Annotated in this window: 12 protein-coding genes and 1 riboswitch; of the genes, 8 read left to right on the top strand and 4 right to left on the bottom strand. The window is 50.1% G+C overall.

All coding sequences use genetic code 11. The features are described from left to right. Positions 1-104: 104 nt before the first annotated feature. Positions 105-1,247: a transglutaminase domain-containing protein gene (locus J7E85_RS27935; RefSeq protein WP_215163204.1), complete on the top strand. Its 1,143-nt coding sequence runs from the start codon at positions 105-107 to the stop codon at positions 1,245-1,247. Positions 1,248-1,322: 75 nt separating this feature from the next. Here the strand turns inward: J7E85_RS27935 and J7E85_RS27940 are convergent, their stop codons facing one another. Continuing rightward, positions 1,323-2,714, bottom strand: coding sequence for an amino acid permease (locus J7E85_RS27940; protein WP_251036098.1), 1,392 nt, complete (start codon positions 2,712-2,714; stop codon positions 1,323-1,325). 170 nt (positions 2,715-2,884) lie between these two features. After that, positions 2,885-3,064: riboswitch (Lysine riboswitch) on the bottom strand. A 118-nt stretch (positions 3,065-3,182) separates the two neighbouring features. Beyond that, positions 3,183-4,313 carry a virulence factor gene (locus tag J7E85_RS27945; RefSeq protein WP_215163206.1) on the bottom strand — a complete coding sequence of 377 codons (1,131 nt, stop codon included), beginning with the start codon at positions 4,311-4,313 and terminating at the stop codon, positions 3,183-3,185. Between the two features lie 358 nt (positions 4,314-4,671). Between J7E85_RS27945 and J7E85_RS27950 the strand changes: the two genes are divergently transcribed. The 5 genes from J7E85_RS27950 to J7E85_RS27965 all read left to right on the top strand — a co-directional run bounded on the left by J7E85_RS27950 (position 4,672) and on the right by J7E85_RS27965 (position 10,253). After that, positions 4,672-6,024: a cytochrome ubiquinol oxidase subunit I gene (locus tag J7E85_RS27950; protein WP_213647748.1), complete on the top strand. Its 1,353-nt coding sequence runs from the start codon at positions 4,672-4,674 to the stop codon at positions 6,022-6,024. Then, positions 6,021-7,052 (top strand): cytochrome d ubiquinol oxidase subunit II, encoded by a 1,032-nt coding sequence (locus J7E85_RS27955; RefSeq protein WP_076325412.1) that lies wholly within the window; start codon positions 6,021-6,023, stop codon positions 7,050-7,052. The genes J7E85_RS27950 and J7E85_RS27955 overlap by 4 nt, the downstream gene beginning before the upstream one ends. A 5-nt stretch (positions 7,053-7,057) precedes the next feature. After that, positions 7,058-7,159, top strand: coding sequence for a cytochrome bd oxidase small subunit CydS family protein (gene cydS / locus J7E85_RS35195; RefSeq protein WP_015737491.1), 102 nt, complete (start codon positions 7,058-7,060; stop codon positions 7,157-7,159). A gap of 127 nt (positions 7,160-7,286) precedes the next feature. Continuing rightward, complete coding sequence (locus tag J7E85_RS27960) at positions 7,287-8,318, top strand: MBL fold metallo-hydrolase (protein WP_215163207.1); 1,032 nt, start codon at positions 7,287-7,289, stop codon at positions 8,316-8,318. 309 nt (positions 8,319-8,627) lie between these two features. After that, the gene (locus tag J7E85_RS27965; RefSeq protein WP_213647751.1) at positions 8,628-10,253 is read left to right on the top strand and encodes an ABC-F family ATP-binding cassette domain-containing protein; all 1,626 of its coding nucleotides are present in this window, start codon (positions 8,628-8,630) and stop codon (positions 10,251-10,253) included. 125 nt (positions 10,254-10,378) lie between these two features. Here the strand turns inward: J7E85_RS27965 and J7E85_RS27970 are convergent, their stop codons facing one another. After that, positions 10,379-10,570, bottom strand: coding sequence for a hypothetical protein (locus J7E85_RS27970; RefSeq protein WP_076325415.1), 192 nt, complete (start codon positions 10,568-10,570; stop codon positions 10,379-10,381). 226 nt (positions 10,571-10,796) lie between these two features. On the opposite strand from J7E85_RS27970, the gene J7E85_RS27975 reads away from it, so the two are divergent. Continuing rightward, complete coding sequence (locus J7E85_RS27975) at positions 10,797-11,672, top strand: cation diffusion facilitator family transporter (protein ID WP_215163208.1); 876 nt, start codon at positions 10,797-10,799, stop codon at positions 11,670-11,672. 107 nt (positions 11,673-11,779) lie between these two features. Here J7E85_RS27975 and J7E85_RS27980 read toward each other — a convergent pair whose 3' ends face one another. Next, positions 11,780-12,187 (bottom strand): hypothetical protein, encoded by a 408-nt coding sequence (locus J7E85_RS27980; RefSeq protein ID WP_215163209.1) that lies wholly within the window; start codon positions 12,185-12,187, stop codon positions 11,780-11,782. A gap of 186 nt (positions 12,188-12,373) precedes the next feature. On the opposite strand from J7E85_RS27980, the gene J7E85_RS27985 reads away from it, so the two are divergent. Next, positions 12,374-12,952, top strand: a complete 579-nt coding sequence (locus tag J7E85_RS27985) for a hypothetical protein (RefSeq protein WP_098748952.1) — start codon at positions 12,374-12,376, stop codon at positions 12,950-12,952. Positions 12,953-13,150 lie beyond the last annotated feature (198 nt).

The following is a 13,150-nucleotide window of genomic DNA, read 5'->3' on the forward strand; positions in this document are numbered from 1 at the left end:
TTGATATTCGTGCCCGGTCGACAAAACTAGAACCCTTAAGCCCTGATGTTATGTGTTACAATAATGGTGCATACGGATGAGGAAGATGAAGGGCGGGTGTACCGATGAAACGAAGCCGAGGAACAATCGTTAAATTACTGTTCATAGGGTCTTTGGCGGTAACCGTTGCAGCAGTACCTGAACCAGCTAATCTCAGTGATGTCTATGCCACCTCCAACAAAGCGGTCGTGAAGTCGGTCAATGGGATTCAGCAGAAACTGCTGACAGCGATGAGCGACAGGCAATCGACGGTGCGTTTTGTTTACCAGGGGGAGACCCAATCGCTGAAATCGCAGCTTAAAGATGCACTTGATCAGGCAATGGCCAGTGATCCCTATATTCATTACACCATTGCTAGTTATAGCTACGACTATCGTGGGACATCCAGTTCCGCCAATGTCACGGTTCGGTTGAGTTATCGCGAGACTGTGGAGCAGACGAACTATGTGAACCAGAATGCCGACAGCATTTTGAAGCAGATCATCAAGCCGGGCATGAATGATCATGAGAGGGTGAAAGCCATCCACGATTGGGTTGTCCAGAACTTGAAATACGATACCACGCTTACGAAATATACGGCCTATGACGGGCTCTACACCGGAAGCACAGTATGCCAGGGCTATTCCCTGTTAACGCATAAACTGCTCAAGGAAGCCGGAATCCAGAACAAAATTGTGGAGGGCACGGCTTATGCCTCCGATAATCCGAAGGGCCAGCTCCATGCCTGGAATCTGGTCCTTCTGGACGGCAAATGGTACCATCTGGACACGACGTGGAACGATCCCGTGCCGGATCGCGACAACGAGGTATCCTATACGTACTACCTCCGGACGGATGAACAGATGGGCCGTGATCATACCTGGGTCAAATCCTATCCGAAGGCGAGCACCCTTTACCGCAACACGCTGTCAGGGCTTGCCGTAAAGGATCGTTCGAGAGCCGGAGTATACGAACAATTGAAACGGGATCTGGAATATCAGCTCTATGATGCCCGTTCCATCGTCAGCTCCTACACACAGCTCCAACCATTGGTTAAAGCTGCAAAGGCTGAAGGCAGCCAGAAGCTGGTGTTCCGGTTCGATGGCAGCGAGCGAGAGCTTGTGAATGTGCTCCAGCAATTGCAGATGAAGAGCAATCTCGGCTCCATCAAATACTATCACCATGCGTTTGAGAACACCGATGATCTGAGAGTGCAGATTATTTGGTAATATGTCCGCATCAAAAAAAGCAGCTTCCATTCCCAAGTATGGGAGGGAGGCTGCTTTTGGTATGTCTGGTCTATATTATTTGACGTTCGTGCTTAAATCGCACTCGTTCAATGGCACGACGCGGCTCTTCTTAATCAAGCGGTAGCCGAACCAGATGGAGAGGAACAACGGAATGCTGACATAAGTAGCAATGATCGTTAACCAATCGATCTCCCCGCTGAAATTGCCTTGACCGATAATGGCTACAAGACAGAGCAGGAAGGCGAAGATGGGACCGAAGGGAAACCAGCGTGCACGGAACGGCAGCTCCTTCAGGTCTTTACCTTGGGCGACATAGGCTTTGCGGAAGCGGTAATGACTCACGGCAATGGCCAGCCAGTTAATGAATCCGCACATCCCGGAGGCATTCAGGAGCCACACGTATACCACGCCATCGCCGAAGAAGGAGGCCAGGAAGGCCAGCATACCTACGGCAGAGGTTACGATTAGAGCCGCAACCGGTACGCCGCGGCTGTTCAGGCGGCTCAGCCATATCGGAGCCATTCCTTGCTTCGCCATGGCATACAGGACACGGGTTGAAGCATACATCCCCGAGTTGCCTGCCGACAGCACGGAGCTTAGAATAACGGCATTCATGACGGATGCGGCAAAGGCAAGCCCGGCCTTCTCAAACACCAGCGTGAAAGGGCTGACTCCGATATTATCGACCCCGGATTGAAGCAAACTCGGGTGGGTGTAAGGGATCAGCATGCCGATGACAAAAATAGCGAAAATATAGAAGATCAGGATGCGCCAGAACACCTGACGGATGGCTTTAGGGACATGTTTTCTCGGATTTTCGCTCTCGCCGGCTGCGACCCCGATCAGCTCGGTTCCCTGGAAGGAGAAGCCGGCAGCCATGAACACGCCGACCAGCGCGAAGAACCCGCCGTGTACCGGCCCATCGCCTAGGCTAAAGGTGCTGAATCCAACGGCTTCACCGCCAAGAATACCGAATATCATCATGACACCGATGATGAGGAAGATAATGACGGTTGCCACCTTAATGATAGCAAACCAATATTCCGATTCGCCGTATCCTTTGGCGGATAGAACGTTTAAGCCGAACATAATCGCCAGGAACAGAAGACTCCACAGAAATGACGGGCTGTCCGGGAACCAGAATTTAATAATAACCGTCGCCGCCGCGAGCTCGGCGGCGATGGTAACAGCCCAGTTGTACCAGAAGTTCCAGCCGACGGCAAATCCGAAGGCAGGGCTGACAAACCGGGAGGCGTAGGTGCTGAACGAACCGGAATCCGGAAGATACGTAGCGAGTTCACCCAGGCTGGTCATCAGAAAGTAAACCATGAGGCCAACCGCGGCATAGGCGATAAGCGCTCCGCCTGGGCCGGCAGAGGCGATGGCCGTTCCGCTCGCCAGAAACAGGCCGGTACCGATCGATCCGCCAAGGGCGATCATTGTCATATGACGGGCTTTAAAGCTCTGCTTCAGCGAAGCAGCGGGTGCTTTTTTGCGATTCAAGATCGAACACTCCTTCTATACATTAAGAAATGATATTTAAAATATACCCTGTAAGAACAAAAAGACCGCAGGTATTATACCTGCGGTCTTTATCGTATCCGCATCATACCCTCCATGAAGATAGCTCAACACGGGGAAAGCCCCGTGACAGTTCCGTCTCTTTCGACAACGGCCCCAGCACAGAATACAAGAGTATACCCTGCACTTCGGCATTCATGCCTTTCACTGTGCTTCACCGGCTTCTCTTCGCCTCGGCACAACTACTGATCATGTCTGCAACCTCTACCTCATCTTGGAATGATGAGGCTATCTATATATTCAATTCTAACAAGAGAGTCCTAGTATAAATCACATCCCATGTCAGAGGCAATGGTTAAATTTTACGGTATGAAGGTAGCCCTGCTGATACAATTACGATTGATTCCGTTTGGCCATTTGCTGCCAGACGGTTCCGGCAGCTTCTTCGCCGGATTCGATGCGTTCCAGTGCCATTCGTGCCTGCAGACTAACCTCGAATTCCGGATCGTTGGCAGCTTCCTCCAGAGCGGAGCGGGCTTCCTCGGTACCAACTTCATACAGGAAACGGGCCGCACGCCAGCGTACGATTTTGCTGCTGTCTTTCAAAGATTCGATCATGACCGGGGTAGCGGCAGCATCGCCGATATCCGACAGCGTATCGCCTGCGGTACGGCGAACAGCCGGTGTTTCGTCGCGCATGGCTTCATATAGGAGTTCCATTGCTTCAGGGGTGCGAAGATCGCCCAAGTAGACGACGACCAGCCGGCGGATCTGCATCTTCGGATCCCGAAGCGCTTGGCGGAGAAGCGGAATATGCTTCTCGGATGGCTCCAGTGCATCCAGCGCGGCATAACGGACGCGCCAGTCCTCATTCTGCAGCGCGGCAACGGTTTCCTCGTCACTCAGCTTCCGGCGCTGCTCAACGAAATCCTCGTCGCTGGCACCGTGGGCAATCGCCTGGGCAACGACCTTATCGAGGCGCTCCTGTGGGAAGGCAGCTTCAAGCTCCTGCTCTACGTCACGGGCGATGCCTTCCAGCTGGCCGTAGCGCACGCCGTACTCCTTGAGCTTGCGCTCCTTGATGAGCGTCGTGGTTCCCACCGCGGCTACCGCTTTGGCGAAGCGCTCCGACAGACCAATGCGTTCTTCCTGATTCCCGCTTTTGACACGAATTTGCATCGGAATATTCCGGAAATACTGCACGAATACTTGAGCCTCTCCAAAAGCGATATCATCCGCACCTTCTTGGAGTCCGGCCGCAAGGCCCTCCTGACCGAATATTTCCTGAACGGCGCCCAGAATGGAAGGCCAATCGGCGTTGCCTTTACGGTCGAGCGCGATGAAATCAAGGGTATGAAAGACGCTCTTTACGCCCGGGATATGAAGCAATTGCCTGATCCAGGGGGGAGCCGACCGTTCGTTGTCCAGTGTATATGTTCTGCGAATCCCGGACTCCAGCGTTTCGTCAAGGTGAAGCATCATGGAGTTCGGGCTCGGTGTTGGTTCAATAAATGTAATTTTCATGGGTTGATCTCGCCTCCTTATCCTCTTATTGTACCTCTTTTCCATGCAGGAAAAAACATCATGGCAAGGATTCAAACAAAATAAGCAGACTTTGGATAAAAAGAGGAAAGGTTTGTAAAACTGATAATGATTGGATGTATGCCATTTGTGTGTTTCAAGAGAATGACGTGTGGAAGGGCCGCGCCCTTGCAGAAGGGCTGAAACTTAAAGGAGGCTAGGCAGACGGATGCACAGGAAGCAGGAGCGAAAGCTTGCGATTGTATGCTTTATTGTTGCGGCCATTATGCTATACGGCGCCGTGAAAGGGTATCTGCGCTATATGAAATATTTTGGATAAAGAAACCGAGGAGTGAACCTGATGTCTTCACTGGACCCCGTACTGATGAGCCGGATCCTTACCGGTTTGACCCTGTTTGTACATATTGTTCTGGCAACCATCGGCGTTGGGATTCCGATTATGCTGGCTCTGGCGGAATGGAGGGGGATTCGGACAGGGGACAACCATTATACGTTGCTCGCCAGGCGCTGGGCGCGGGGATTTGTAATTACGGTGGCCGTCGGCGTTGTGACAGGTACTGCCATCGGCTTGCAGCTTAGCTTGTTATGGCCCACCTTTATGCGTGTAGCCGGTAAAGCCATTGCGCTGCCGCTGTTTATGGAAACCTTTGCTTTTTTTGTGGAGGCGATTTTTCTTGGCATTTATCTCTATACATGGGATCGATTCAAAAATAAATGGACCCATTTGCTGCTGCTTATTCCCGTGGCGATCGGCTCCTCCGCGTCAGCATTCTTTATCACGAGCATGAATGCTTTTATGAATCAGCCCCAGGGCTTCGAGCTGGTAGATGGGGTATTTACGAATGTGAATCCGTTTGTGGCCATGTTCAATCCGGCAACGCCGACCAAGGTGAGCCATGTGCTGGCGTCAGCGTATACGACCAGTGCGGCTGCGCTGGCCAGCATAGCCGCTTTCAGTTTATTGCGGGGAAGCAGGCACATCTACTTTAAGAAAGCGCTGAAGCTTACTGTCGTGTCCACCTTTGTTTTTGCAGTGGCTACCGTGATGATCGGGGATTTCTCCGGCAAATTTCTGGCTAAATACCAGCCCGAGAAGCTGGCGGCGGCCGAGTGGCATTTTGAGACGATGACACAAGCCCCGCTCATTTACGGCGGCTTCCTGGATGAGAATAACGAGATTAAGTATGCATTGAAGATTCCCTATGCGCTAAGCATATTAGCGGGAAACAGCCCCAGCACGGAAGTCGTTGGCCTGAATGAATTTCCGGAGAATGAGAGGCCGCCGATGTCAGTGCATTATTTTTTCGATTTGAAGGTGACCAGCGGCGCCGTGATCGTTCTGATTCCGCTCCTGTATATGTTCCGCAAGAAACTTCCTGGCAAAAGGCCTTATCCAAAATGGCTGCTGCTCAGTATATTGGCTTTGGGGCCTCTATCGATGTCAGCCATATGGCTGGGCTGGTTCCTTGCCGAGATCGGAAGGCAGCCGTGGATTGTGCGGGGATACATGAAGGTATCGGATGCGGCAACCACTTCATCAAGCGTCGGCTGGATGCTGGTGCTGTTTATTATCCTGTATCTGGTGCTATCCGTATCCGCGATCCGCGTGCTGAGCCAATTGTTCCGGAATAAAAGCGCCGAAGAGGAAATCCGGCTGCTGGGACTCGAAATCGAAGGGGGAGACCGCAAATGAGCTATGCAATGGTAGCAATAACCGTGCTGTGGACATTTCTGTTTGGCTATTTGCTGGTGGCCTCGATTGATTTCGGTGCCGGATTTTTCAGCTATTACAGCGTGCTCACTGGACACGAGAACAAGATTCATAACATCATCCAGCGGTATTTATCTCCCGTCTGGGAAGTGACCAACGTATTCCTGATCTTTTTTGTGGTCGGGCTTGTCGGATTCTTTCCGGATGCTGCGTATTATTATGGCACCGCGCTGCTTGTGCCGGGCAGCTTGGCTCTTGTGCTGCTGGCGATCCGCGGCGCTTACTACGCCTATCACACGTATGGCAGCCAGACTGGGAACAATATCGTGTATATGGGGCTCTACGGGGCAACGGGGCTTCTCATCCCGGCCGCATTGTCAACGATATTGGCCATCTCGGAAGGTGGCATTATCTATATGGACAACGGGAAGGTGGAGCTTCATTGGTATACGTTTTTCACGAACCCGTACACGTGGTCGGTCATCCTGCTTGCACTTGTGAGCGTTCTGTACATCTCAGCGATGTTCCTGTCCTATTACGCGCAGCGTGCGGGGGATGAGGTAGCGTTCGGCGTGGTCCGGGGTTATGCACTGGGGTGGAGCGGACCGACGATCCTGGCTTCGGTTTTCGCGTTTTTCCAGATCAACCATCAGAACCCGGTGCATTTTGGGCAGATGCTGGATATCGCATGGATGTTTATCGCCTCGTTCATCTGCTTTGTCATTGCGGTGTATCTCGTATGGAAACGAATCCGGCTCGGCATCGCTTTTATCATGGTTATGCTCCAATTTGCCTTTGCCTGGTATGGGTATGGACGCTCGCATCTGCCGTATGTTCTCTATGATTACATCCATATTCATGAGAGTATTACCAACGATACGATGGCGATCGCTTTGATTACCGCATTTATCCTGGGTTTCTGCGTATTGGTTCCTTCCCTGATCCTGCTGATGCGATTGTTTCTGTTCGATGCGAACTACATTCGCGGCAAATCCGCGAAGAAGGGGTGAGGCAAGTGGAGGACTTCGGCATATTCATAGCACCGCTGCTCACCGTACTGGCTGCTGTAGCCTTTATGGCGATCTATGTCGTCAAGTATAAAGATCCATCGGATTGATTCTGGTCCAAGGCAAATGCGGGTTGTTTCGTCACGAATCATTCGGTGTAAAAAGAACAACAAACGCAAAGTTGAGCGGAGAGGTCAATACGGGGTAAAATACAGGGTAATGGAAGGAGGAGGCTGCATGCCAAAAATTCGCTATAACAATATCGATAACGTCAGCACGGATAAAACACTTAAACAATTCAAGCAGTGGCGCGACGAACGTCGTCAGAAGAAGAAGGATTATTCCTACTGCATTCCGAACCTGACGCCGGATCTTCAGTATTTGCATAGCAACCGGCACGAAACCTCCGTTACCTGGATCGGGCACGCTACGTTCTTCATCCAATATGAAGGCTTGAACATCGTGACTGATCCCGTATGGGCGCGGAGAATGGGGTTTAATAAGCGCCTTGGAGAACCTGGACTTCCCATTCATGAGATCCCCCCGATTGATATCATTTTAATCTCGCATTCCCATTATGACCATATGCATGTTGCCTCGATCCGTAGGCTGTACCGTGCGGACACCACGATCATCGTACCGGTTGGTCTGCGTCGCAAAATGATCAACAAAGGCTTTCGCCGCGTGATCGAACTGCAGTGGTGGGAATCCGCAACCATTAAGGGCGTTAAATTCTCCTTTGTGCCGACACAGCATTGGACTCGGCGTACGCCATTTGACACGAATACATCCCATTGGGGAGGATTCGTGATGGAGCCCGTGCTGCAGGATGGGAAGAGGGATTCGGGTTCTTCCGATGAATCGCCATGCGATAACGAACCTGTCGCTGAGGACGGCACCCGCCTGCTTCCGCCGAATTTGTATTTTGCCGGAGACAGCGGTTATTTCGAGGGTTTTAAGCTGATCGGAGAACGCTTTAACATTCACCTTGCTCTGATGCCGATCGGGGCATATGAGCCGGAATGGTTCATGACGTCACAGCATGTTAATCCGGAAGAGGCGCTGCAGGCGTTCCAGGACGTGAAGGCCGAGACGATGATTCCGATGCATTATGGCACCTTCAAGCTGGCAGACGATACGGCCAGAGAAGCGCTGGATAGGATGGAAGCGGAACGCGAGCGGCTGGGGATCGCCAAGGAGCGGATTCGCGTATTAAAGTACGGAGAGACCTTCAAGGTTCAGCCTGAGCGGAGAAGCGTGACATCGTAACTGAAACGTACAAGCGATTCTGATCAAGCAAATGCATAAGACGGAAAGATTCATACACCATAGACTACCAAAAGAAGGCCCGGAAGGTTTTTTATAACCTCTCGGGCCCATTTTCAGTTGGGCTTTTTCTATTACACTAGAAAAAGTAGTTTTTGATCGACAGCGTCCTGTCCTGTGCACTTTGAAAAGGGCGCAAGCAGGAGGTTATATTTGTTTAAAACCGTTTTATATCGTCCAGAAGCTTCGATAACCGTCGTACTTATGCTATAATGTGCTGAAACCAATAGTGATAAAGGATGGTAATGCTTAATGATCAGTACAAGCGGCGTAACGCTCCGCTATGGCAAACGAGCACTATTTGAAGATGTCAATATAAAATTCACCCCGGGCAACTGCTACGGCCTCATCGGCGCCAACGGGGCGGGTAAGTCTACATTTCTAAAAATCCTCTCCGGTGAAATTGAACCGAACCAAGGCGAGGTTCATATGACACCGAATGAACGGATGGCGGTTCTGAAGCAGAACCACTATGAATACGACCAGTATCCAGTCCTGGAGACGGTTATTATGGGTCATGCCCGGCTGTATAACATCATGAAAGAGAAGGATGCGCTGTATGCGAAATCCGATTTCTCTGAAGCAGACGGCATGCGTGCGGGTGAGCTGGAAGGCGAATTCGCAGAGCTGAACGGATGGGATGCAGAGCCGGATGCGGCAGCGCTCCTGATCGGTCTCGGCATTCCACGTGAGCTGCACGATAAGAAAATGTCGGAGCTGAGCGGTAATGAGAAGGTACGCGTTCTCTTGGCGCAAGCATTGTTTGGCCGTCCGCATAACCTGCTGCTGGATGAGCCTACCAACCACTTGGACCTGGAATCGATTCAGTGGCTCGAGAACTTCCTTATGGATTATGAAGGCACCGTTATCGTGGTATCCCATGACCGTCACTTCCTGAACAAGGTGTGTACGCATATTGCGGATATCGACTTCGGTAAAATCCAGCTGTATGTCGGCAACTATGACTTCTGGTATGAATCCAGTAAGCTGGCGCTTGAACTTCAACGGGATGCCAACAAGAAGAAGGAAGAGAAGATCAAGGAATTGCAGGCATTTATTCAACGCTTCTCGGCGAATGCTTCCAAATCGAAGCAGGCGACTTCCCGTAAGAAACAGCTCGATAAAATTACGTTGGAGGATCTTCGTCCTTCGAACCGTAAATACCCGTTTCTTCATTTCAAGCCTGAACGCGAGGCGGGCAAGCAGCTGCTTACGGTTGATGGCATCACCAAATCGATGGATGGGGAAAAGGTTCTGGATAATGTCAGCTTTGTTGTAAACAAAGGCGACAAAATCGCATTTGTTGGACCGAACGGTATGCCGAAAACGACGCTGTTCCAGGTCATTACAGGAGAAACCGAAGCGGATGCCGGTGAATACAGCTGGGGTGTAACAACCACCCAGGCGTATTTCCCGAAAGACAACTCAGCTTATTTTGACGGTGTTGATATCAACCTTGTGGAATGGCTGCGCCAATATTCCAAGGATCAAGATGAGACATTCTTGCGCGGATTCCTTGGCCGCATGCTGTTCTCGGGTGAGGAAGCATTGAAGAAAGCAAGCGTATTGTCCGGGGGCGAGAAGGTTCGCTGTATGCTGGCCAAAATGATGCTGAACGGCGCGAATGTGCTCATCTTCGATGAGCCGACGAACCACTTGGATCTCGAATCCATCACGGCACTCAACAATGGTCTGATCGATTTCGACGGAACGATTCTGTTCACCTCGCATGACCATCAGTTCATTCAGACGATTGCCAACCGAATTATCGAGATTACGCCAAATGGCATCATCGACCGCAGTATGAGTTATGATGAGTATCTTGAGAGTGAAGAGATCAAGGGACTTCGCGAAAGCATGTACCCGGTTGAAGTTTAAGAAATAGGATACGACGGCGAAGATGATGGTGCGAGCTTTCATCTCGCACGATCCATTAAAAAAATGCTGCACCTTCCAAGTACGGGAGGTGCAGCATTTTTTGCGTTATGCACGGACGGGCTCTTCTACGAACCGCCGGTACGACGACGCTGGTTGTTTGGTTTTTTATTGTTTTGGCTTTTCATTTTTTGCGCTGAACCAGCCTGGAATTGTCCGGGCTTGTTCGCGGATGAGTTTTGCTGTTTCTTTTGTTCCAGCTTTTGCCGGATTGCATCAGCCAAATTCACTTTACGTGACTCATTGTTATTCTCGGGCATAGTATCACCCTCCTCTTTGTGTTCGCTTGTCCTCATTCTATTCGTTTTTAAATCGCCCGGCAAGGGTAACAATGATTAATACCATTTTCTACGCCCATGGTTCTTTGATCGAAAGCAATTATGTTTCTCTAGACCCACACGAATGACCTTTGCTAGGATTAAATATGGATAGTGATGGATATCGCTTGTGGCCTGCAAAAGAGCAAGCAAAGGAGAGACGTGTAAAGTGAATAATGCCTATGATAACATCAAACAAGGGGAACGCGGGGCTTGGATCAGCATTGCCGCCTACCTCGTGTTGTCATCGTTTAAAATATTCTGTGGATACTTATTTGCATCCAGTGCTTTGCTTGCTGACGGCTTCAACAACCTGACAGATATTGTGGCATCACTCGCCGTATTGATCGGACTGCGAATTTCCCAGAAACCGCCGGATTCCGATCATGCGTATGGGCATTTAAGGGCGGAGACGATTGCGGCTCTGGTTGCTTCATTTATTATGGCGGTTGTGGGTATCCAAGTGCTGGTTGAAGCCGTTCGTTCATTTTTTGAAGGCTCTAAGGAAATACCGAATTTATGGTCTGCCGGCGTGGCCGGCATCTGTGCCGTTGCCATGCTTGGCGTATACCGGTACAATCGGAACCTTGCCCGGCGAATCGATAACCAGGCACTCATGGCAGCGGCCAAGGATAATTTATCGGATGCACTTGTCAGTGTGGGGGCAGCTGTTGGTATTATCGGCGCTCAATTCGGCCTGCCCTGGCTGGATACCGTAGCGGCAGTAGCGGTTGGTGTCATTATTTGCAAAACGGCTTGGGAAATATTCAGAGATTGTACCTATAGTCTAACGGACGGCTTTGATGAAAACCGTTTGTCGGACTTGCGCAGTACGATTGCCCGTACGCCCGGTGTCGAGGGGATTAAAGACATGAAGGCCCGAATTCACGGCAATCATGTGCTGGTGGATGTTGTCATCGAGGTGGACCCGGATATCAGTGTTCTGGAGGGTCACCGGATCAGTGATCGTATCGAAGAACAGATGGAGAAGATTCACAATATTATGAGTGTCCACATTCATGTGGAGCCTAAGGGATCGTCCTAGGGAGCCCGAAGAGGTACGTATACAAATGGCAGGCCAAGATCATCTTGACCTGCCATTTAACCTGCTAGGATACATGAAGGATCATGAAGTCCGGCAGTCATACACGATTACGCTACATAAATCCAAGCTTTACCGAGCCATGTATAAACTTCAACCCATTCCCCGCCAAGCACGACACCTGTTCGATTACCGGTTGTGTCGATTTTTTGCGAAGCCAAGGCACCAAGTTTTTCGCCGTTTGGAGCGTTATAGAAGTAGGTTCTTTCCGCAATCTCGATCATAGGTGTAGGCACCAGCACGACTTCTTCCGGTTTGATAACAGGCTCTGTCGTCGAGATGGGAGCCGGGCCTGAAGTTTCGGATACCGTCCCTGAAATTTCGGATACCGTTCCTGAAGTTTCGGATACCGTCTCTGAAGTGTCAGATACCGTCCCGTTAATTGGGTCTGCGCTTGCTACGGCGGTCAGGGACAGGGTGAGTGCTAGGGCTGCAGTAATGCTTAGTGTTTTTTTCATGGAATAATTCCTCCTTGGGACCGAAGTCTAATTTGACACTATCGTAATAACCACGATTTGGATGTTTTGAACCAAGAAAGTTGGGTAAATTCTCAAATCGTGACAAGTTTCATGGATTCCTATATACTTTGGAGATGGGAAAAGCCTTGTTACTGCAGGAATATCCTATGGGAGGAGGGACTTTGAATGGTACGTCGAAAAAAAAGAGCCGGACGTTTCCTGCTGGGTATATTTGTCCTTCTGCTTGTGATTATCGGTGCGTTGGTCTGGTTTGTTTATCCTACGCAATCTCTGGACATGCGATACCGTTCCGTTGATTTTAAGGACAAGTTGATGACCATGGTATCAAATCGGGATACCCGCATGCTGCTGAGCACAGAAGAAGTCGGGGAACTCAGCAAGAAGAACATGGTCAAATATATGAGCACCCATGACCTGGGCGTAGATATTACAGGCGCCGATTTCATGATGAATGGCACCACAATGACAGCCCGTATGAACGGGCAATGGGGGATTCTTCCCTTTGGGGCTGTGCTGCGCTTTCAAATGTCGGCTGAGGGAAGCCATCTTCACCTGACACATGAATCGACTACGATTCGGGGAGTTGAGATCCCTTTGAATATGTTCCGACTGGACCCGATTCAAATTTCGCTCAAAGACTATTTACCGGATCTGGTAACTGTGAAAAATGTGAAGTTTCTGTCCGATGGCTTGGAATTAAACTTCACCATGGATTGGATGTCCATTCCGTCGCTATTTAAGTAAAGCAAGGGATTAGGCTAAAGACTCAGACAAGGGAAGAATGTCTGGGTCTTTTTTTGTGATTTTCAAGAGATACCATTATTTTCAGAAAAAAACTATGAAGAAAATACATATGTAAACATTGACACTATAATCATCCGCCACTATAATCAGTAAATGTTTAGAAATAAATGTTTTAGTACTAAAGTATATAGAGGCAAA

The sequence above is a fragment of the Paenibacillus sp. ISL-20 genome (assembly GCF_018613005.1).
Classification (GTDB): domain Bacteria; phylum Bacillota; class Bacilli; order Paenibacillales; family Paenibacillaceae; genus Paenibacillus_AQ.

What these genes read in the sequence shown, in the direction of transcription:
- J7E85_RS27940 (WP_251036098.1), bottom strand. Translation starts at nt 2,714, where the DNA reads ATGACAATGATCGCCCTTGGCGGATCGATCGGTACCGGCCTGTTTCTG.
- J7E85_RS27945 (WP_215163206.1), bottom strand. Translation starts at nt 4,313, where the DNA reads ATGAAAATTACATTTATTGAACCAACACCGAGCCCGAACTCCATGATG.
- J7E85_RS27935 (WP_215163204.1), top strand. Translation starts at nt 105, where the DNA reads ATGAAACGAAGCCGAGGAACAATCGTTAAATTACTGTTCATAGGGTCT.
- J7E85_RS27950 (WP_213647748.1), top strand. Translation starts at nt 4,672, where the DNA reads ATGTCTTCACTGGACCCCGTACTGATGAGCCGGATCCTTACCGGTTTG.
- J7E85_RS27980 (WP_215163209.1), bottom strand. Translation starts at nt 12,187, where the DNA reads ATGAAAAAAACACTAAGCATTACTGCAGCCCTAGCACTCACCCTGTCC.
- J7E85_RS27960 (WP_215163207.1), top strand. Translation starts at nt 7,287, where the DNA reads ATGCCAAAAATTCGCTATAACAATATCGATAACGTCAGCACGGATAAA.
- J7E85_RS27955 (WP_076325412.1), top strand. Translation starts at nt 6,021, where the DNA reads ATGAGCTATGCAATGGTAGCAATAACCGTGCTGTGGACATTTCTGTTT.
- J7E85_RS27985 (WP_098748952.1), top strand. Translation starts at nt 12,374, where the DNA reads ATGGTACGTCGAAAAAAAAGAGCCGGACGTTTCCTGCTGGGTATATTT.
- J7E85_RS27970 (WP_076325415.1), bottom strand. Translation starts at nt 10,570, where the DNA reads ATGCCCGAGAATAACAATGAGTCACGTAAAGTGAATTTGGCTGATGCA.
- J7E85_RS27965 (WP_213647751.1), top strand. Translation starts at nt 8,628, where the DNA reads ATGATCAGTACAAGCGGCGTAACGCTCCGCTATGGCAAACGAGCACTA.